Genomic DNA, 21171 nt, shown 5'->3' on the forward strand with positions numbered 1-21171 from the left:
GATGGACATGCAGATCCTGCTCGACGGCTGGCCCGGCGGCGGGCCACCTCACCAGCGACTCGATCGCCTGCTCCGCGCGCTCGCTTCCGGCGAGGGCGCGGGGCTGGGGCGCGACACGTTGGGCATGCGCAACCAGCGGCTGCTGCGGCTGCACGCCGAGCTCGGCGGCGGGGCGCTGGAGGCGGTGGCGAAATGCCCGGCCTGCGGCACCGACAACGAGTTTGCGCTGCCCGGCGACGCGCTGCTCGCGCTACCCCTGCCCGCGAGCGACGCCGCAGCGACGATCGGCGCTGCGCGCTTCCGGCTGCCGCGGATGGACGATCTGCTGAGCGACGACCCGCGCCCGCTCGCAGTGCGTTGCTGCGACGGGCGGCGCGCGCCCTCGGCGGCGAGCATCGTGCAGGCGGGCGAAGCGCTCGACGCGCTCGATCCGGCCGCGAACCCGGTGTTCGACCTCGCCTGTTCGACCTGCGGGGGTGCCTATCGCGCGGCGGTGGACATCGCGGGCTTCGTCGCCGCGGCGCTCGACCGGGTTGCCACGCGCCTGCTGCATGACATCGATACGATCGCCGCGGCCTATGGCTGGAGCGAGCAGGCGATCGCTGCGCTGCCCGCCGATCGCCGCCGCCGCTACGTCGAGATGATCGCCGCCAGGGGGACCCGATGAGCTATTGGGCGGCGGCCGAACGCGTCCGCAGCGGTGAAGCGGGCGACGCCGCGCCGCGCCCGCTCAGCCGCTTCGAAGGCGAGTCCGACGAGGCAGGCGGGTTCGACGTGGAGGAGGCCGACTTCGTCGCGCCACTGCCGGTTCCGCGGACGCCGGGGCGCGAGCCGGACGAAGCGCATCGGCTCGCCGACGTCGATCGCCCGCCGCCGCAGGTCGCGGAGAAGCAGACGAAGGTCGAACCGATCGAGCTGCCGACGATCGCGCCGGACGAGGCCGCACCGCCGCCCGTCGCCACCCGGCCGATCGCCCCGGAAGCGATCGAGGCGCCGCCGGTTGCGACGCCCCCGACGGTGCCGGCCCCGTCCGAACAGGCGATGCGCGTGACCGAGCTGCCCGTTCTTCCGCCGCCGCCGGTGGAAGCCGCGCCGCTACGCCCGATGGTGTCGCCGGTGGAGGCCGCGCCGCCCGTCGCGCCGACCCTAGCGATCGCTGCCGAACCCGTCGCCGCAGCACTGCCGCCGGTCACCGCCGCACCGCTCGAAGTGGTCGCTCAGCCGCGCGTACCCCAGCCCGTCAGCGTTCCCTCGGCCGAGCCGCCCCGCGCCGAGGGAGTCGCGCCCGAGCCCCTGCACATCCATATCGACCGCATCGAGATCCGCATCGACGCCCCCACGGCGCCCGCGCTCGCTGGCCAAACCCAACGCCGCGCCCCCGCGCCCGTCGACCTCAACGACTATCTCGCGCGGAGGAGCCGTTGAGCGAAGCGCTTGCCATTCCCGCCACCACTTTGGTGCTCAAGCTGCTGATCGAGAAGCGGCTCAAGGCGGCCTATGACACGCTCACGCCGCCGCCCGTCTCGATCGCGCCGCCGCCGCAGCGCGCCGCGGTCCCGCCCGGGCCGGGCCCCGCGCCGTCCCCCGAGGGGGCAGGGCTCTATCTCTTCCTCCACCACGTCACTCCCAATCCGGCGTGGCGCAACATGTACGACCCGCATGTCGGCTTCGACGGCAAGCGCATGGGCCCCGCGCCGGTGGTGCTCGACCTCTGCTACCTCGTCACCGCGCAGGGCGCCGATCTCGAGCGCGAAGCGATCCTCGGCGTCGCGGTGAGCGCGCTCACCCGCAACGCGATCCTGCCGCGGCCGATGATCACCGCGCTGCTCGGCAGCGTCTCGGTCAACCCCTCGCCGACGAGCATTCACGACGAGATCCCCAAGGCGCCGCTCGCCGATCCCGCGCACCAGCTCGAGAGCCTGGCGATCTCGCAGACCCCGCTCGACATCGACCTTTCGACCAAGCTCTGGTCGGCGCTCCAGTCGCCGCTCAGGCCCAGCGCCTATTTCACCGTGACGACGGTGTTCCTCGACGTCGACGAGACCTTCCCGGCCGGCATCGACGTCGAGAAGCTCCGCCTCGGCGTCTGGCCCGACACCGCGCCGCGATCGGACCTGCCCGCCGACAACCTCGTCGAGGTGACGCCATGAGCTGGCCGCTGCTCGCCCGCGCCGAAGCCGAAGTGCTTGCGGCGCTGGAGAGCGGCACGCCGTGCCTGGCCGATACGATCGCGATGGTCGGCGCCGCCGAGGAGGATGCCCCCGAGCGCAGGCTGGCCGAGACCTTCGTCCTTTCCGACGGCGAGCTCGGCCTCGTCCTGCTGCTCGCCACCGCCGCCTTCTCCGAGCCGGCCGCGCGGGCGCTCGAGGCGCGGGGCGGCGCGGGCGGCGTGCCGGTCTGGCTCGCGCGTTCGCTGCTGCCGGCGCTCGCGCTCGAGCAGCTCTCGGCGCAGGAACGGCTGCGGCGCTTCGAGCTGGTCGAGGCGAGCGGCGGCGACATCGCCGCGCGGCTCAAGCTTCCCGCCGCGATCCAGGACTGGCTGCTCGGCCTGCCCGCGCTCGATCCGCGCTGTCGCGCCTGGATGGCGCCAGTGCCGGTCGTCCCCGGTCTCGCCGAGCCGCAGCTCACCGTCGCGCTCGCTGCGCGCCTGCGCGAACGCAGCGGTGCGCTTCCGCCGCTGGTGCAGGCAGGCAGCGAGGAGCCGGGCGCGCTCGCCGCCGCGCTCGCCGCGCTGGGGCTCCAGCCCTGGCTGCTCCGCGCCGCCGATCTCCCGCCCGAAGCCGAGGCGCGCGACAGCCTCGCGCGGGCCTGGAGCCGCGACGCCGCGCTCAACCGCGGCGCGCTGCTGCTCGACGCCGGCGGCGTGGCGCCCGCGCTCGCGCTTGGCTTCGCCGCGCGGGTGGCCGGGCATGTCGTCCTCTCGGGGCTCGAGGGAACCGCGGCGAGCCTCAGGCCGCTGCACCCGCTCGCCGCGCCCGCGCCGGATCGCCGCAAGCGATGGGCGCAGGCGCTGGGCGAGCCGCGCGCGACGCGACTAGGGGCGGGCCTTGACCGCGTCGCGCGCCAGTTCCGGCTCGACGGAGCGACGATCGACGCGCTGGTCGCGAGCCATGGCGCGCGGATCGACGCGGCCGAGGATCCCGCCGAGCTGCTCTGGCATGCCGCCGCGCGCGCCGAGCCGGCGCGGGGCCTGCCCGGCGTCGCGCTGGTCGAGCCGTCGCATCGCTGGGACCAGCTCGTGCTGCCGCCGGGGATCGAGGCGGCGCTCCACCGGCTCGAGGCGCACGTCCGTCACGCCGGGCGGGTGTTCGACGAATGGGGATTCGCGACCGGCTTCGGCGGGCGGGGCAGGGGCGTCGCGGCGCTGTTCGCCGGGCCGAGCGGCACCGGCAAGACGATGGCGGCCGAAGTGCTTGCGCATGCGCTCGACCTGCGCGTGCTCGTGATCGACCTGTCGCAGGTGATCAGCAAGTTCGTCGGCGAGACCTCGAAGAACATCGCCGCCGCCTTCGACCTCGCCGAGCGCAGCGGCGCGGTGATGGTGTGGAACGAAGGCGATGCGATCTGGGGCGCGCGCGGCACCGTCGGCCAGGCAGTCGATCGCCACATCAACGCCGAGGTCGGCGACCTGCTCCAGCGGATCGAAGCGTTCGAGGGCTTCACCGTCGTCACCACCAATCTGCGCCACGCGATCGACCCGGCCTTCCTGCGGCGCTTCCGCTTCGTCGTCGATTTCCCCGTGCCCTCGGCGGCCGAGCGGCTGCGGATCTGGCAGCGCGCCTTCCCCGCGGCGGCGCCGCTCGACGAGATCGACTTCGGCGTGCTCGCGCAGCAGCCGCTCACCGGCGCGGCGATCCGCAACATCGCGCTCGCCTCGGCCTTCCAGGCGGCGGCGGGCGGGGGGCGGATCGACCGCCAGCTGATCGCCGCCGAGCTCGCCGCCGAGCTCAGGAAGTCCGATCCGCTGGTATCGGTGATCGACTGGGGGACGGCGCAATGAGCGCGTTCCTCAGCATCTCGATCGGCTCGATCTCGGTCCGCGCGTCGAGCGGGATCGATGCGCGCCGGCTCGCCGATGCCTTGCCGAGGGCGCTCGAAGCGGCGCTGGCCGAAGGCGCCGTCCGCCCGGCGCGACCGACGCCCGTCGAGCGCGCCGCCTGGGCGGTCGCCGATGCGGTGCGGGAGAAGCAGCCGTGAGCCTTACCCAGGCCCGCCGCGATCCCGTGCTCACCGCGCCGGCATTCCGCGACGCCGGCCGCCCGCTCGACGCGGCGACGCGCAGCGGGTTCGAGAGCGGCTTCGGCCGGGATTTCTCGCGCGTCCGCGTCCATGACGACGCGCATGCGCACGACGCCGCCCGCGCGCTCGACGCGCGCGCCTATGCCGCGGGCGATCATCTCGTGTTTGGCGCGGGCCAGTATCAGCCCGAGACCGCCACCGGCCGCGCGCTGATCGCGCACGAGCTCGCGCACACCGTGCAGCAGGCGGGCGTCGCGATGAAGGCCGACGGGCCGCTTCCCGCGGGCAGCGACGCGCGGCTCGAGGCCGAGGCGGACCGGGCGGCAGTCGACGTGCTCGCCGGCCGCAGCGCGCCGGCGCTCAGCCGCGCGAACAAGCCGGTGGTGTTCCGCAACCCCGCGAGCGCGCCGCCCCCGGCCCCGCCTGCCGGCAGCGCTCCGTCGGGGGTGGTGCAGCCCCCCAACATCAAGCCGGGCTTCACAGTCGACAAGGCCAACCCGCCGATTGCCAATTCGAACGAGGTCACGATCTGGCTCGACAAGTTCAAGATGCCCAAGCCCAAGGGTTCGGGCCCCTGGGTGCAGCAGGCGTTCAACGAAGTCGCCGCGGGCAAGCGGCTGGGGACGACCTTGTTCGTCGACCAGAGCTATTCGGCGTGGAAGGAGGATTCGAAGACCGACGAATATCGCGACGCCTGGCTGCGCCGGAACGGGTTCAAGACCTTCTGGGAGCTGGCCAATGCGATCACCGTCGCGAGCAAGCACCCGACCAACCCGCTCGTCGTCCATGCCGACATCAAGGCGATCCTGCCGACGCTCGGCGGGGGCTTGCAGAAGATCAAGTGCGACATCGACCATATCGTCGAGAAGCACATGGGCGGCACCAGCCAGCCGTCGAACCTCCAGCTGCTCACCTCGAACGTCAACCAGCCGTCGGGCAGCGCCGCGCACGGCGAGCTCAAGGCGCTGGCGCAGCAGTTCATCGACTATTCGCCCGATTGGAAGAATGTGAAGCGGATCACGCTGCGCATCGCCAATTGCGAGATCGACCCGACGCCCGACGACATGAGCGTCAAGCTCGAGACGCTGCTGCGCGCCAATCCGCAGCTCGGCAACGCCAAGGTGGCGGCCTCGGCGGACCGCAAGCCGCTCTACCTCGCCGCGGGCGCGATGGGCGAGACGATCCAGGTCCAGCCCAAGGGCGAGACGCCGATCGACGATGCCGGCGTGCGGATCGTTCCCGGGGTGAAGCTCTCGAAATACAAGCGCGGCGCGGCGGCGACGCTGCCCGACACCGTGGTCGGCGAGCTCGACAATCGCGCGATGACCAAGAGCGGTGCGGCGGACAAGGGCATCGAGTTCCAGGCCAAGCCGCCGCCGAAGCCCGTCCCCGGTGCCGCCGCGGCCGCGGCCACCGGTCCCGCCACGCCCGCCGAGACGATGATCCCGGCGAACACCGAGCATCGCGTGCTCTCGCTCGACAAGACCAAGTTCAAGGGGCTGGCCTTCTATTATCCCTACCTCAGCCCCGGCACGATCAAGACCGTCGACATCGACGGCAACGGCGGGCTGATCGGCACCGGCGTGATCAAGCCCACGGTGCAGTTCTTCGGCGACCTCGACATCGCCTTCGGGCCCAACGAGCTCAAGCTGGTCAAGAAGCTCAACGTCGAGACGCTCAACGGCTCGGCGCTGATGCAGCGGCTGAAGAACAACTTCCGCTTCACCGACAGCAGCCTCGACCTCGACCTGATGAAGTTCGTGCCGAGCGGTCAGGTGAGCTTCAGCGCCGGGCCGGCGGACAAGCCGATCGTCACCGGCACGATCAAGGCGAGCGTCGAGGGCGGCGCCTTCGTCGCGACCGGCGACCTCAAGGCGGGCGAAATCCCCGGCATCACCGCGGCCGACGGCAAGGTCACCTACAACAGCAAGACCGGCTGGTCGGGGCTGGTGAAGGCGACCTCGACGAAGTTCCCGGGCGCGACCAAGGTCGATGTCTCGGTCGGCATGCGCGAGGGGGCCAAGGGGCTCGAGTTCTTCGGCGACGGCGGCGTCACCACCAAGGTGCGCGAGACCGACATCACTCTGAACGCCTCGTGGCGCGGCAGCACGATCGGCTATTACGGCAAGGCCGTCATCCCCAAGCCGTTCCCGCTGGTCGATGCGGTCGAGATCGGCGGCAGCTACCAGGATTCGACGCTGGTGCTGAACGGCACGGTCAAGGGCTTCACCTGGAAGAACAAGTTCCAGGGCGACCTGGCGGTCAAATATGTCAAGAAGGACGGCGAGGACGGGAAGTTCTCGGGGACCGTCGACGCCAAGACGATCGGCGACACGTCGAAGATGGACGGCCACATCAACCTGACGCTGCACGACAGCGGCCGGCTGAGCGGCCTCGGCGAAATCTCCTACCAGGTCACCAAGGACATCCGCCCCAAGCTCGGTATCGAGCTGCTGGCCGGCAATCCGGGGTATCGTGTGCGGCTGTTCGGCGAAGTGAGCTTCAACACCATCCCGCTCACCGGCCAATGGCCCAAGCCCGGCGGCGAGCGGCGCGATATCCTCAAGGGCGTCGGCGTCAAGGTCTCGCTGCCGGTGGCGCCGGTGCCCGGCCTCTCGGTCTATTTCAGCGCGAAGGGGTCGCTCGGCGTCGAATATGGCGTCGGGCCGCTCGCGCTCAACAATGTGAAGTTCAACGGCGAGCTCTGGCCGCTTGAGGACGATCCCAAGGTCAAGGCCAAGCTCACCGGTCGGCTCGCCGCGCCCGCGTTCGTCGGCGTCTACGGCACCTTCGGCGCGCGGTTGGGCGCCGAGGTGTTCGCCGGCGCGCTGGGGCTGAACGGCGGGATCGACATCACCCCCAGCCTGCGCCTCAACGTCGATGCGGGGATCGACGTCGCCGCCGAATATGGCGCGCAGGGCTTCTCCTTCGAAGCGATCGCCACCGTGAAGGGCGCGCTCGAGGCGGCGCTCGGCATCGACCTCAAGGGCGAGATCTACGGCGCCTATGGCCTGCTTTCCTACACCTGGACCTATCCGGTCGCGCGGACCCAGCCCAAGCGGCTGGGCCCCGAGCTCAAGGTGACGCTCGGCAAGCTCGCCTATTCGAAGGAGAAGGGCATCACTTGGCCGAGCCTCGACCAGATCGACTATGAGCCCAAGGAGTTCGATCCCAAGTCGATCATCTCCGACCTGCTCAGCGACACGAAGCCGCAGAAGACGTGAGCACGACGCCGATCGCGCCGCCGGTGCTCCAGGGCGGGTTCATCCTCTTCGACGGGGAGGGGAAGACGCTGCTGCGCACCATCCCCTTCCAGTACAACCCCGACACGCTCACCCGCACGCTCACCCCGCGCGCCGCCAAGGCCGAGGGCGGCGACCGGCTCGAGGCGCTGCGGCTGATCGGCCCGCCGGTCGAGACGATCAAGCTCGACGCCGAGTTCGACGCGGTCGATCGGGTGGGCGGCAGCGGCGGCCAGCCGGGCGGCGACGGGGTGGCGGGCGACCTGGCGGCGCTCGAGACGATCGTCACCCCGCGCGCCTCGGACATCCAGAGCGAGGCGCGCAACGCCGCGATGGGCACGCTCGAGATCCTGCCCGCGCCTGCGCCGCTCGTGGTGGTGGTGCTCGGCCCCAACCGCATCCTGCCGGTCCGGATCAACGACCTCGGCATCGTCGAGGAGATGTTCGACACGCGCCTCACCCCGATCCGCGCGCGGGTCAGCCTCACCCTGCGCGTGCTCAGCACCGACGATCTCGCGCCGGGCAGCAAGGGCGCTTCGCTCTACATCGCCGCGCTCCAGCGCCGCGAGCGGCTGGCGGGCGCGCGCAAGGGCTCGCTCGGCGGGCTCGGTCTCACGGGAGCGCCATGATGGCCGAACTGCCGCTCAACAGCCGCTATCGCTATGTCGCCGAGCGCCGCACCACGCTCCCTTCGGGCGACGAGGTCGCGTTCCTCGGGCGGCGCGTGATCCCCGACCTCGACAAATACACCCCGCTCGACCGCCACCGCGTCGTCGAGGGCGATCGGATCGACCAGGTCTCGACCGGCGCCTATGGCGATCCGCTGCTCTACTGGCGGATCGTCGACGCCGCGGGCGAGTCCGATCCCTTCGCCGCCTGCCGCCCGGTGGGGCGCACGCTGATCATCCCCTTGCCGATCGAGGTGACCGGCAATGGCTGACCTGAAGGGCGTCTCGCTCACCTTGCTGATGGGGCCGGTCGCGGTGATGCCGGTGCCTGCGGTGGTGACGCACGCGTTCGAGAGCGCGCAAGTGACGCGCGGAGTCGACCAGCGCTCGGGCTTCCAGATCAGCTTCACCTATTCCAAGACCTCGCCGATCGCGACGCAGATGCTGCCTGCGGGCTTCTTCGACCCGATGATCCGCGTGATCCTGGTCGCGACGCTGAACGGTCTTCCCCATGTCCTCGCCGACGGGCCGATCAAGCGCCAGGACGTCGCGGCCTCGCCCAACCCGGGCGAGAACAAGCTGACGATCACCGGCGAGGACGTGACCAGCTACATGGACCTGATCTCGCTGGACGGCATGCCCTATCCGGCGATGCCGCCCTTCGCGCGCGTCGCGATGATGCTGGCGAAATACGCGATGTTCGGGGTGATCCCCGCGACGATCCCGACGCCCTTCTCGTTCACCGCGAGCCCGACCGAGAAATACGCCCAGCAGAAGGGCACCGACTATAGCTACGCCAAGAAGCTCGCCGACGATGCGAAATACGCCTTCTACGCGACGCCGGGGCCGATGCCGGGCACCAACACCGTCTATTGGGGGCCCGAGATCCGCGTCGGCGTGCCGCAGCCGGCGATCACGATCGACATGGACCAGGCGAGCAACATCGACGCGCTCAACTTCAGCGCCGACGGCAATGCCGCCGAGCTGACCTATGCCTTCGTCAAGATCGCCGGCTTCTCGGTGCCGCTGCCGATGCCGCCGATGTCGCTGCTCCGCCCGCCCTTGAGCGCGCGGCCGCTGATCACCACCAAGCTCCGCCTGCTCGACACCGAGCGCAAATCGACCCCCGAAGTGCTCGAGGCGCTGCTCGCCGGCGGCGCGCGCGCCGAGCCGATGAGCGCGACCGGATCGCTCGACACCCAGCGCTATGGCACCCCGCTCGATGCGCGCCAGCTCGTCGGGGTGCGCGGCGCGGGGCTCGCGCATGACGGGCTCTGGTACGTCAAGCAAGTCACCCACACGCTCGGCCGCGGCAGCTGGAAACAGGCGTTCCAGCTCGCGCGCGAGGGGCTGATCTCGAACGTCCCGGCGGTGCGGCCATGAGCGAGGGCCAGCGCTATTACGGCAAGTACCGCGCGACGGTGCTCAACAACATCGATCCGCAGATGCAGGGCCGCGTCCAGGTCCAGCTCGGCGACCAGTACGGCCTCTTCCCCTCGACCTGGGCGCTGCCCTGCTTCCCCTTCGCGGGCAAGGGTCAGGCCGGCGCGGTCGCGCTCCCCGCGATCGGCAGCCTGGTGTGGGTCGAGTTCGAGGCCGGCGACCCCGACTATCCAATCTGGACGGGCTCCTTCTACGGCGATCCCGCGGGCTTCCCGGTGCTCGCGATGGGGCTCACGCCGGTGACGCCCAACATCCATTTCCAGACGACGACGGGGGTGACGCTCACCCTCTCCGACAATCCCGCCGCGCAAGTGATGATCAAGACCGCGGCGGGCGCGAGCATCCTGATCGGCGCGGCGGGGATCACCATCTCGAACGGGCAGGGCGCCTCGATCGCGCTCGCCGGGCCGACGGTGGCGATCAACGGCACCGCGCTGGTGGTGACCTGATGCCCGGCCCCGTCCTCCACACCGGCGCGACCGCGATGTGCCCGCACGGCGGTCAGCTCAACATCGTCGTCGCGAGCCCGCGGGTGGTGGTGAACGGCATGCCCGCCGCGGTGATCACCGACCAGGGGCTCGTCGCCGGCTGCCCCTTCCAGGTGCCGGTGGGCGCGGGAACCAAGCCGCAGCCCTGCGTCACCACCAAATGGATCGTCGGCGCGACGCGGGTAATGGCGGGCGGCATGCCGGTGCTGATCAATCCGTGCACCGCGCTCTGCCTCTCGGCCGAGCAGATCCCCGGCGGGCCGCCGGTCATCTCGGCCTCGCAGACGAGAGTGATCGCGACATGACCCGCATGGCCTATCCCTTCCGCCCCTCGGCGAGCGGGCGCAGCGTCACGGTGGAGGACGGCAGCCCCGAGCATGTCCGCCAGATGCTCATGCTGCTGATCCTCACCATCCCCGGCGAGCGCGTGATGCGCCCCGATCTCGGTAGCCCGACGCTGCAGATGCTGTTCGGCGCGGGCAATGGCGCGGCCGCCGCGGCGCTCGAAGCGACGCTCGCCGCGACGATCACCCAGCAGCTCGGGCAGTATCTCCACCTCCAGGGACTCACCGTCGAGTTCGACGAGGCCGAGGCGGCGCTGGAGGTGACGGTCGATTACTGGCTGCTCCAGGCGCTCGAGCCGGGCAAGCTCTCGCTCCAGAGGAAGCTCGGATGACCGGCGCGCGCTTCCTCTGCTGCGACGAGGGCCGCCGCGCCGCGCTGCTCGCGCTGCCGTCGCCGGCCAAGTACAGCGGTATCGACTATGTCGAGGTCCATGCCGGCGCCACTGTCGCCGATCCGACGACGATCGTCGTCACGCTGGTGCGCGAGATGCCCGACAATGTGTCGAAGCTGGGCGTCGCCAATTTCCGGCTGACCGGCGGCACGCGCTTCCCCGCGCCGGCGCTGTCGCCGACCATCGCCTATGATCCCGGCAGCGCGCCCAACCTCATCGCCAGCTACACACTGACCATCCCCGGCGGGTCGCAGTTCGACTATTCGCTCTATCGCCTCGCGCTCGTCTCCGGACCGGGGAGCGACGCACCGCCCGGCTTCATCGATCCGCGCCTGTCGGCGGTCGACCTCGATTTCAAGCTCGCCTGCGCGCGCGACGTCGATTGCGCGCCCGATTGCGACGACGATGCCGATCTGCCGCTCGAGGACGCGACCTTCGACTATCGCACGCGCGACTGGCCCGCCTTCCGCCAGGCGATGCTCGACCGGCTCGCCGCGCTCGTCCCCGGCTTCCGCGGTGACGATCCGCTCGACCTCACCGTCACGCTCGTCGAGATGCTCGCCGCCGAGGCGGACCGGCTGAGCTACAGGCTCGACTGGATCGGTACCGAGGCGTTCCTGCCCACCGCGCGCAGCCGCACCTCGGTCGCGCGCCACGCGCGGCTGGTGGGCTATCGCCCCGGCGAAGGGGTGAGCGCGCGCTGCTTCGTCGGCTTCGACTTTGCGGCGGGCGTGGTCGCCGACGGGATGGTGCTCGCGCAATCCACCCCGCTGCTGCTCCGCCGCGACGGCGTCGACCCGGTGGTCGCGGCGAGCGGCTGGCCGGGGATGATCCCCAACGAGCCGATGGTGTTCGAGACGATCGCCGACCTGCGGCTGTGGGAATGGCGCAGCGCGATCGCCTTCCACACCTGGTCCGACGACAGCTGCCGCCTGCCCAAGGGCTCGACCTCGGCGACGCTGGTGGTCAGCGACAGCCCGAGCGCCGATGCCGACCTCAAGCCCGGCGACCTGCTGCTGCTCCGCGAGATCCGCTCGCCCGACAATGGCGAGAAGGCCGATGCCTCGCCCGCGCACCGCCATGTCGTGCGGCTGACCGGCGTGGCGCCGGTCGCCGATCCGCTCGCGCCGGTCGGGACGAAGCTGGTCGACGTCGGCTGGGACATCGCCGATGCCTTGCCCTTCGACCTGGTGATCCAGGCCCGCGCCGACGGCGAGACCAGCGCGGCGGCGACCACCCTTTGCGCCGATGCCGCGGCGAACGTCACCGTCGCCGACCATGGCATGTCGATGCCCCCCGCCGCGGCGCTCGGGCTCGCCCCTTCGGCGACCGAAGCGCTGCGCCCCCGCCTCGATCCCGACGCGCCGGGCGGGGAGGGGGCGTGGCGCCCGGTGCTCGACCGCGCCGACGTCGCGCGCGCCCAGCCGCTCCGCCAGGATCGCGCGCTGCCGCCCGGCGTGCCCGCTAGCCAGTTGCTCGACGCCGATGCCGCGGGCGTGCTCCCCGCGCTCGGCATCCTCGACGCGTTTTCGAGCTGGAAGGCGCGGCCGGACCTGCTCGCCTCCGATCCGTTCGACCGCGGCTTCGTGGTCGAGGCGGGGATCGACGGGCGCGCCGAGCTGCGCTTCGGCGACGGCATCCACGGCCTCGCGCCCGCGCCCGGCAGCAGCTTCGCAGTGCAGGGGCGGTTCGGCAGCGGGCTCGCGGGCAATATCGGCAGCGATTCGCTCGGCCACATCGTGCTGCCCGACGCCCAGGCCAAGGCGAAGCTTCGCGTCACCAACCCGCTGCCCGCGCGCTCGGGCGCCGATCCCGAGCCGATCGCGAGCGTGCGGCTGAACGCGCCCTATGCCTTCCGCTGCCAGGACCGCGCGGTCACACCCGAGGACTATGTCGCCGCAGCGAAGCGCCACCCGGAGGTGAGCGCCGCGCTGGCGATCCCGCGCTGGACGGGCGCCTTCCAGACGATGCTCGTCTATGTCGACCGCAAGGGCGGGCTGCCTACCGACCGCGCCTTCCTCGCGACGATCGCGACGCATCTGGAGCATTACCGGCTGATGGGGATCGACGTCGCAGTGCGCGCTGCGGTGCCGGTGCCGCTCGATGTCGAGCTGTTCGTCTGCGCGGCGCCGGGCGCGCTCCGCGGCATGGTCGGCGCCAGGGTGCGCGACGCGCTCCACCCGCGCCGGGCGGATGGCGGTGCCGGCTTCTTCGATCCCGACCGCTTCACCTTTGGCGAGCCGCTGCGGCTCTCGGCGCTGATCGCCGCGGTGATGGCGGTGGAGGGCGTGCAGAGCGTCGAGGTCACCACCTTCCAGCGCTTCGGCCGCCAGGCGGCGGGCGAGCTCGCCGCCGGGGTAATCCACGCCTTCGGCGCAGAAGTGCTCGAACTGCCCGACGACCCGAACTTCCCCGAGCGCGGCCGGCTGCGGATCAAGGTGGGAGGCGGGCGATGAGCGACGTGCTGGCCTGCGCCTGCGGTACCTGCCCCGATTGCGCGCCAGGCAGCGGCGGTGCGCCCGGGCCGCTCGACGCGCTGCGCTGGCGCCACGGCGTGGTGCGCGAGCGGCTGCTCGAGCGGATCGGCCGCATCTCGATCGAGGAGACGCTGCCGCTCGCCGCGCTCACCACGCGCACGCGCGACGATCCGGCGATCGCGCTGGTCGACGCTTTCGCCGGCAGCCTCCACATCCTCGCCTGGAACGCCGCGCGGCTCGCCGACGACGCCACGCTCGCGCGCGGCGAGGACCGCCAGGCGCTCGCCGATCTCGTCGCGCTCACCGGCTATCAGCCGCGCCCCGCGCTCTCGGCGACGACTCTGCTTGCCTACACGCTCGACGCGTTTCCCGGCGCGCCGGCCGAAGTGACGATCCCCGCGGGCAATCGCGTCGCGTCGCTGCCCAATCCGGGCGAGCTGCCGGTGAGCTTCGAGACCGACGCCGAGCTGGTCGCGCGGCCCGAGTGGAATACGCTGCTGCCGGTGGTGCCGCAGATCGTCACCCAGCCGGCCAAGACCGACACCGCGATCGACCTCGCCGGCACCAGCTTCGCCGGCAAGGTCGGCGACATGGTCGCGGCGAAGCTGGACATGCCCGATTCGGGCAAGGACTGGTTCGTCGCCCAGATCACCGCGATCGCGGTGTTGGACAAGATGGATCCGCCGCGCGTCCGCGTGTCGGTGGGCGGCATCAAGACCAACGGCCCGGTTGCTGCCGCCGCGTCGGACAAGAAGGTGCTGATCCTGCTCGGCAAGCGCACCGTCGCCTTCGGCGCGACCTCGCCCGATCCGCTGCTGCTGCTCAAGCCGACCGCCGCCGGCGCCGATCCCGTGAAGGACCAGATCGACCAGCCCCAGGGCCAGCTGCCCGAATGGAAGCTGCTGCTGCTCACCACCCCGGGCACGGGAGGCGACACGGTCGACCTCGACGGCAGCGTCGCCGAGGCCGTGGCCGGGCGGCTGATGGTGATCCAGGCCTCGGTCGGCCAGCGCGTCGTGAAGATCGTCTCTGCGAGCGAGACGGCGCGGCGCGGCTACGGCATGTCGGGCAAGGTCACGCGCACGACTTTCACCGGCCTGACCTTCCAGACCTATCTGTCCAACCCGGTCACCTCGATCGACACCCAGGTGCGCGGCACGTCCTTCCTGGTCGAAACGGCGCGCTATCCTTTGCTCTCGACCCCCGATCCCGACGCGATCCTGCCCGATGCTGCCAAGCCCGCCGAACTGGTGGTCGAAGGCAAGGTCACCGTCCCGGTCGGCCGGATGCTGCTGCTCACCGGCTTGGCGAAGGACCCCGACACCACCCAGTGGAACGATGCGAGCGAGACGGCGCTGGTCAAGTCGGTCGCCGTCGAATCTGCCGATCCGCCGCGCACGCGGATCGTCTTCGCCGCCGATCTCGCGAGCCGCTTCCGCACGACCAGCGTCGCCCTCTGGGGCAATGTCGTCGGCGCCTCGCACGGTGAGAGCGCGCCGACGACCACCCCCGAGCTTCTCGGGTCGAGCGACGCGACGGTGCTCAACCCGCGCTTCAAGCTGATGCGCAAGCCGCTCACCGAGCTGCCGGCGGATGGACCTCAGGGCTATGCCCCCGCGCTCGAGGTGCGCGTCGACGGGCGGCGCTACGACCTGCTGCCCAACCTCTACGACGTGCCCGCGAGCGCGCATGGCTATCGCGTCGAGACCGACGGCGACGGCCGCAGTTTCGTGCGCTTCGCCGGGCGGCTGCCCACTGCGGCGAACAGCGTGACCGCAACCTATCGCGCGGGGGCAGGGGCGATGGGCAACCTCGATCCCGGAAAGATCGTCACTGCGCTCGCGCCGGTGCCGGGGGTGCGCGCGGTCGTCAACCCGGTGCCTTCCGACGGCGGCAGCGACGCCGAGGGGATCGACGCGATGCGCGATGCCGCGCCGCGCCAGCTCGGCACCTTCGATCGCGTCGTGTCGCTCGCCGATTTCGAAGCCTTCGCGTCGGGCTATCGCGGCGTCGGCAAGGCGCTGGCGAGCGAGCTGTGGCTGGGCATGCGCCGCATCGTCGTGCTCACCGTCGCGAGCACCAGCCTGCACCAGCCCTCGCAGGAGCTGATCGACCGGCTCGGCAAGGCGATCCGCGCGCTCGCGCCGCCCGGACGGCGGCTGCGACTCCAGGGCTTCACGCCGATGACCCCGGTGGTGAAGATCGCCTATGCCGCCGATCCGGCGCTGCGCCGCGAGGATGTCGAGACCGCGATCCGCGCGGAGCTCGGCAAGCGCTTCGGCACCGCCAACCGCCGCTTCGCCGAGGGGTTGGCGCGTTCGGCGGTGATCGCCGCGGTGCAGGGTGTCAGTGGCGTCACCGGCGTGATGCTCACTCAGTTCGGCCTGCCGAACGGCCAGCCGCTCGACAATGGCCGGCTGCTCGTGCCCGGGCCGAGCGCGAGCATCGGCGGCGCGGGCGTGGTGACCTTCGCGCTCGCCGGGCTGCTCTCGATCGACCCGGTCACCGTGCAATTCGAGGAGCTGGCGCCATGAGCGGCGAGACCGAACTGCTCGATTCCGACGCGCTCAAGGCCGCTGCCGCCGAGCTGCTCGCGCTGCTCCCCGCGACGATCCGCGTGCGCGACGCCGCCGAGGGGCATCCGCTCGAGGCGCTGATCCGCGTCTTCGCGAGCGGCAGCCTCGAGCTGTCGCAGGCGCTCGACGCGATGGCCGACGCCGCCTTCGTCGAGACTGCCGACGATGCCGGGCTCGAGGACCTCGGCCAGCTCGTCGGCGCGACGCCGCTGGTGCCGCTGCCCGCGGGCGCGGGGCATGACCTGCGCGCCTATGTCGCCAACACGCTCCGCAACCGCGCGGGCAAGGGCACCGCGCGCTCGCTCGAGCAGCTCGCGACCGACGTCGGCAGCTTCGGCACGCTGGTGGTGGAGTATTTCCAGCGGCTCGCGCGGACCGAGAACCTGATCGATGTCCGCGCCGAGCGGCCGGGCTTCGCAGGGCTCCGGCCGGGGATCACCCGAGGGCAGGCGGGGACGGGCTTCGATACGTTGCCGCGCCTCGCCGACTTCCGCTCGATCGCGCGTGCGGCGGGGCGACACCATGTTCCCAATGTCGGTGTCCACCTGCTTCGCCCGGTGGTGCCGCGCTTCCCCGCCCCGCCCGGCGCGACGGTTGCGGCGGAGGACATCGACGGCGTGCCGCGTGCCGCGGCCTGGACCGCGCAACCCGGGTTCTTCCGCCTGGCCGCCCAGCCCGACGGCGTCGTCCGGTTGTTCAACCCCGATCGCCGCCCGGACGCCCCGGGGGCGCGGCCGGTCCCGCAGGCGCTGCCCGATCGGCTCGCGCGGCTCCCGCTCCATCTCGAGACGCAGGAGCTGCGCCGTGCGCTCGCCGGGGGCCGCTCGCCCGTGCTCGCGGCGATGCCCTGGTTCACTGCCGATGCACCCTTCACGATCTTCACCAGTATCGACGGCTTGAGCTTCCGCCGCGTGCCCCCGGCCGAGATCCGCATCGCCAACCTCGCCGCGCCGCCTTCGGGCCGGCCGTTCGACACCGCCGACGGCGCGCCGGTCGCGGTGGTGATCGACCCCGTTACCGGCCGGCTGGCGCTCCCCGCGCCGCCTCTCGGCAAGCCCGAGGCGAGCGAAGTCCGCGTCGCCTATGGCACCGGCATCGCACTGCCGATCGGCGCGGGGCCGCAGGAGCGCAACGACGACAGCGTTCCCTTCGAGCTGGTCGACGAGCCTGGGCTCGCGCATTTCGTCCGCATCGTCGACGCGACCGTGGCCGCGGTCGCTGCCGATGCCATGCCGCTGCGCCGGGTGCCGACGCTTGCCGCGGCGCTCATCGATTGGGCCGAGGCGCGCAAGGCGGCCAAATGGAAGCAGCGCGCGTACCAACGCGTCTTGTTCGTGCTGGACCGTTGCGACCGCGAGACCGCAGCCGGCACCTTCGCACTGCCGCTCGCCGCGGGGGTCGAGCATCATCTCGTCGCCGGACAGTGGCGCGACTATACTCCGCGCCCCGGCGCGCCGCCCGATCCGGGCCGGCTCGGCTTCATCGTCCGGCTCGAGCGCCGCTCGATCCTCCAGCAGAAGCTCGCGATCAGCGCCGCGCCCACGGTGCTGCCCGAACAGGTGGCCGGCAGCGGGACGCTGGTGATCGATGGGGTCGAGTTCGTCGCCGGGCTCGCCGTCGCCGAGGATTGCGCACAGTCGATCCGCGTGCGCCATTGCACGGTCAGGGCGCCGGGAAATATCGCGATCCAGGTGATCGGCGCCTGGGACGGGGGTTCGCTCAGCTTCGAGCAGGCGGTGCTCGGCCAGATGAAGCTCAGCGCGATCGGTGCGACGGGCACGCTGGCGATCCGCGATTGCATCGTCGCGCCCGATGGCGCCGCCGGCGCGGCGATCGAGGCGGACGCGCTCGACACGCGGCTCGACAATGTCACGCTGCTCGGCACCAGCAGCTTCAAGTCGCTCGAGGCGACCAACATATTGTTTACCGACGTGGTGACGGTCAAGCGCACCCAGGCCGGCTGTGTGCGCTACTCCTATGTCCACAAATGCTATGACGCGGCCGGCGGCTCGCGCGTGCCGCGCCGCTTCCGCTGCCTGCCCGATCTCGCCCGCGCTGCCGCAGTCGCGAAGAAGGGCGCCGAGCTCACTGCGTCCGAGGCGGCCGAAGTCGATCTCTCGGTGCGCCCGTTCTTCCTCGACACGGGGGTCGAGGAGCCGACCTGCGCGATGCTCCACCCGCTCGCCTCCGAGATGCTCCGCCTGGGTGGCGAGGGCGAGGCCGAGATCGGCGCCTTCGCCCGCGCCGCCGAGGGGCTGCGCATGGCCAACGTCCGCCGGCTGTTCGACGAAGCGCTGCCTTTCGGCCTCGAAGCCGGACTGATCGATGACACGCGGTCGAGCGCCGCCGCCGCACGAAGGAACGTCCCATGACCATCCGAAACGACGCCACGCGCCAACGCATCCCGGTGACCGAGGCCCGGCCCTTGCGCGGGGTGGTCGCGCGCCAGGGGCAGGTGTTGCTCGACACCGACGTCAACGAAGCCGAGCGCACGCTGATCGACCGGGTCGAGACCGCCGACGCCTCGATGCTTGGCCCGCCCGATCGGCTGCTCTATCCGGCGGGGACGACGGGCTTCAACGCCACCGGCACGCCCGCCAATTGCACGATCGGGCCCGGCACGGGCTATCTCAAGGGCTGGCAGCTGGTGAACCCCAGCGCGGTCACGCTCGCCAACCAGCCCAATCCCTGGAACGGCTCGGCGCCGCCGGCGCCCGCGCTGGTCGTGCTCAAGGCGCTTGTGCGCCACATCGATCCGGCCGAGGATTCCGCGCTCGCCGATGTCGCACTCGGCGACGCCCAGGCTTCGGGCCGCGCGCTCAACGACTGGCAGGCCTTCCTCTTTCCCGTCCCCTCGGGCACGACCTGCGCGCAAGTCACCGGCCTTGCCGACTATCAGCTGCTGGTGGGGCCCTCCACCGGTACGCTCGCCTTCCAGCTCTCGGCGCCCGCCGCTTCGTCCGATCCGTGCTCGCTCACGCCCGCGGGCGGGCACAGCCGGTTCGAGAACCTCCTCTACCGGATCGAGGTCCATGGCGGCACTGTCGACCCGAACCGGCCCACCGCGGATGGGCCGCGTTTCAAGCTCGCCGGGCTCAAGCTCAAGCTCTCGCGGCGGAACGCCAGCCTGATGGCGCAGGTCACCCAGGTGAACGGCAACGAGATCACGGTCTCGCCGCCCGCGCTCGATCCGCGCGCCTGGTTCTCGCAGGGGGCCTATGCCGAGATCGTCGGGCCCGGCGACGACATCGACCCCACCAAGGCGCTGGCGAAGGAGCGGCTGCTCAAGATCGCGCTCGCCACCGACGAAGTGATCACGCTGACCGGCGACGTCGCCGGCACCGGCCTCCAGGCCGGCATCCAGGCGGGCGGCAAATGGTTCCTGCGCCTGTGGGACGCCTGGCCCGACGGCAGCGGGGTCGCCACCGTGCCCGGCGGCGGCGGCACGATCGACCTGGGCGACGGCATCGCGATCAAGGTCGCGGGCGGCGCCAGCGCCATCTTCCGCCGCGGCGACTATTGGACCGCCGCGGTGCGCGCCGACGGCAGCATCGCCTGGCCGGGGATCGCGACGCCGAATCCCACCCAGCAAGCGCCGCACGGCCCCGAGATCCGCTACGCGCCGCTCGCGATCCTCGGCGCGGCGGGGATCGAGGATTGCCGCATCCCCTTCGCGACGCTCTCGGACCGCGCGCTGCTCTATCGCGGCGGCGATGGGCAGGAAGCCTTCGCGCCCGAAGCCAGCGCGCCGACCCCGATCGCGCTGCCGCTCAAGCTGCGCGTCGCCGTGATGCGCGGCGCGACGCCGGTGCCGGGCGCGCAGATCGCCTGGCGCACTTCGGGTGGCGGCGCCGGGAGCTGGATCAACGGGACCGACATCTCGGGCGGACCCGTCGTCACCGCGACCAATCCCGATGGGCTCGCCGAAGTCACCTGGTCGATCAACGCGCAGCAGCAGGCGGTCGCGCACCGAGTCGAAGCGGTGCTGCTCGACAACGGCCAGGCGGCGAACACGCCGCCGATCGTCTTCGGCGCGCAGTTCCAGACCGCGGCGCGGACCAGCTTCAGGCCCGGCGACTGCGAGACGCTTTCCGACGTCACCGACGTCCAGGCCGCGCTCGACGCGCTGTGCGAGGCGCTCGACGAGCGCGAGCCCGACACGATCCGGCTCAAGCAGATCACGCTGGCGAGCGATGCCGGCAAGGAAACCGAGCTGATCGACCGCGACCTCATCCTCAACGCGCTCGAAGTCGATTCCACGGCCTTCACCAGCGAGATCCGCTTCGATCTCAACGTGCCGTCCAAGCTCGGGCTGGGGGTCGAGCCCGACGATCCCGTCGCCGAGATCTCGCTCGACCTGCCCTATCCCACCACCGATCCCGAACGGTCGTGGTGGCTGCGGATGATCAACCCGCCCGCCGCTGGCGCGCAGGTGCAGCAGATGGGCAATTTCGGCTATCAGACGACGCGGCTCGACGGCACGATCGCGGTCGACGACAACACGCTCATCTGGACGCCTTCGAATTTCGCCAGGCGCTTCCTCAACACGGCGATATTCCATCGCTTCGGCTCGGAAGTGCGCGATCCCGATCTCAAGCCCTTCTGGACCGGGCCCGAGCTGAAGCGCGTGCTTTGCCGCATCCGGCTGCGCTCGGCGCTGATCTTCGTCGACGATCCCAAGACGAAGAAGCGCATCTGGCTCAACGCCGAGCATCTCGGCACGCGCGAGAAGGTCACCGGCCGCGAGCTGATGCTCGGCGAGCGCGATCCGCAGCGTGCAGCGGATCTCGACATGTTCCTCTATCTCCGCGTGGCCGAGCCGGGGATCGTCTTCTACTTCCCTCGGGGCAGCTCGACCGCGAACCGAAGCAACCTCGGCACGGTCGAGGACGGCATGAAGGCGGCGCTCGCCCATTGGCAGGCACAACCGACCGGCGTGAAGCTCACCTCGAACACCGACGAGACGGCGACCAAGCCGCAGCTCCTCACGCTCAGCCAGCAACGCGCCGACAAGATCCGCACGGCGTTGACGGGGAAGGGCGTCAACGCCGGGGCGATCACGATCGAGTCGAACGCCGACACCAAGCAGCCGTTTCAAGCGACGCCCGACGCCGATGACTCGCTCAACCGGCGCGTCGCGGTCACCTTCGAGGGGAATTTCAAGCCGTAGATTCGCTCGCCGAAGTGCGCAAAAGACGCATTCCTGCCGTGTTTCAGAAATCTTGGAAACAAGAACGGAGGGCACGAGTTTCGCGAATGAGCCAGTATCATTAGACTGGCGTTATGATCGGAAGCGCTGCTT

At 71.3% G+C, this 21171-nt stretch carries 16 protein-coding genes; all 16 read left to right on the forward strand.

The window, feature by feature from the left end; all coding sequences use genetic code 11:
- The first annotated feature begins 1 nt into the window (after position 1).
- Genes J7495_RS13350 through J7495_RS13425 form a run of 16 tightly spaced genes read left to right on the forward strand, consistent with a single transcriptional unit; the run spans position 2 to position 21039 of the window.
- A complete protein-coding gene (locus tag J7495_RS13350; RefSeq protein WP_294057071.1) occupies positions 2-667 on the forward strand; it encodes a hypothetical protein in 666 nt (221 codons plus the stop codon).
- The gene (locus J7495_RS13355; RefSeq protein ID WP_294057072.1) at positions 664-1425 is read left to right on the forward strand and encodes a hypothetical protein; all 762 of its coding nucleotides are present in this window, start codon (positions 664-666) and stop codon (positions 1423-1425) included. The genes J7495_RS13350 and J7495_RS13355 overlap by 4 nt, the downstream gene beginning before the upstream one ends.
- The gene (locus tag J7495_RS13360; RefSeq protein WP_294057073.1) at positions 1422-2150 is read left to right on the forward strand and encodes a DUF4255 domain-containing protein; all 729 of its coding nucleotides are present in this window, start codon (positions 1422-1424) and stop codon (positions 2148-2150) included. The genes J7495_RS13355 and J7495_RS13360 overlap by 4 nt, the downstream gene beginning before the upstream one ends.
- A complete protein-coding gene (locus J7495_RS13365) occupies positions 2147-4000 on the forward strand; it encodes an ATP-binding protein (RefSeq protein WP_294057074.1) in 1854 nt (617 codons plus the stop codon). The genes J7495_RS13360 and J7495_RS13365 overlap by 4 nt, the downstream gene beginning before the upstream one ends.
- Positions 3997-4197, forward strand: a complete 201-nt coding sequence (locus J7495_RS13370) for a hypothetical protein (RefSeq protein ID WP_294057075.1) — start codon at positions 3997-3999, stop codon at positions 4195-4197. The genes J7495_RS13365 and J7495_RS13370 overlap by 4 nt, the downstream gene beginning before the upstream one ends.
- Positions 4194-7463, forward strand: a complete 3270-nt coding sequence (locus tag J7495_RS13375; RefSeq protein ID WP_294057076.1) for a DUF4157 domain-containing protein — start codon at positions 4194-4196, stop codon at positions 7461-7463. Before J7495_RS13370 ends, J7495_RS13375 begins: the two co-directional genes overlap by 4 nt.
- The gene (locus tag J7495_RS13380; protein WP_294057077.1) at positions 7460-8110 is read left to right on the forward strand and encodes a hypothetical protein; all 651 of its coding nucleotides are present in this window, start codon (positions 7460-7462) and stop codon (positions 8108-8110) included. Before J7495_RS13375 ends, J7495_RS13380 begins: the two co-directional genes overlap by 4 nt.
- Positions 8107-8421 (forward strand): hypothetical protein, encoded by a 315-nt coding sequence (locus J7495_RS13385; protein WP_294057078.1) that lies wholly within the window; start codon positions 8107-8109, stop codon positions 8419-8421. The genes J7495_RS13380 and J7495_RS13385 overlap by 4 nt, the downstream gene beginning before the upstream one ends.
- Positions 8414-9532, forward strand: coding sequence for a hypothetical protein (locus tag J7495_RS13390; protein WP_294057080.1), 1119 nt, complete (start codon positions 8414-8416; stop codon positions 9530-9532). The genes J7495_RS13385 and J7495_RS13390 overlap by 8 nt, the downstream gene beginning before the upstream one ends.
- The gene (locus tag J7495_RS13395; RefSeq protein ID WP_294057081.1) at positions 9529-10041 is read left to right on the forward strand and encodes a phage baseplate assembly protein V; all 513 of its coding nucleotides are present in this window, start codon (positions 9529-9531) and stop codon (positions 10039-10041) included. The genes J7495_RS13390 and J7495_RS13395 overlap by 4 nt, the downstream gene beginning before the upstream one ends.
- On the forward strand, positions 10041-10385 hold the full coding sequence (locus tag J7495_RS13400; RefSeq protein ID WP_294057083.1) for a PAAR-like protein: 345 nt from the start codon (positions 10041-10043) through the stop codon (positions 10383-10385). The genes J7495_RS13395 and J7495_RS13400 overlap by 1 nt, the downstream gene beginning before the upstream one ends.
- Positions 10382-10756: a GPW/gp25 family protein gene (locus J7495_RS13405; protein ID WP_294057084.1), complete on the forward strand. Its 375-nt coding sequence runs from the start codon at positions 10382-10384 to the stop codon at positions 10754-10756. Before J7495_RS13400 ends, J7495_RS13405 begins: the two co-directional genes overlap by 4 nt.
- Complete coding sequence (locus J7495_RS13410; RefSeq protein WP_294057085.1) at positions 10753-13272, forward strand: putative baseplate assembly protein; 2520 nt, start codon at positions 10753-10755, stop codon at positions 13270-13272. The genes J7495_RS13405 and J7495_RS13410 overlap by 4 nt, the downstream gene beginning before the upstream one ends.
- Positions 13269-15827 carry a baseplate J/gp47 family protein gene (locus tag J7495_RS13415; protein ID WP_294057087.1) on the forward strand — a complete coding sequence of 853 codons (2559 nt, stop codon included), beginning with the start codon at positions 13269-13271 and terminating at the stop codon, positions 15825-15827. Before J7495_RS13410 ends, J7495_RS13415 begins: the two co-directional genes overlap by 4 nt.
- Positions 15824-18241 (forward strand): hypothetical protein, encoded by a 2418-nt coding sequence (locus J7495_RS13420; protein ID WP_294057089.1) that lies wholly within the window; start codon positions 15824-15826, stop codon positions 18239-18241. Before J7495_RS13415 ends, J7495_RS13420 begins: the two co-directional genes overlap by 4 nt.
- Complete coding sequence (locus tag J7495_RS13425) at positions 18238-21039, forward strand: DUF6519 domain-containing protein (protein WP_294057090.1); 2802 nt, start codon at positions 18238-18240, stop codon at positions 21037-21039. Before J7495_RS13420 ends, J7495_RS13425 begins: the two co-directional genes overlap by 4 nt.
- Positions 21040-21171 lie beyond the last annotated feature (132 nt).

Origin of the sequence: Sphingomonas sp. (assembly GCF_017745215.1) — a bacterium.
In the GTDB taxonomy this organism is placed as follows: domain Bacteria; phylum Pseudomonadota; class Alphaproteobacteria; order Sphingomonadales; family Sphingomonadaceae; genus Sphingomonas.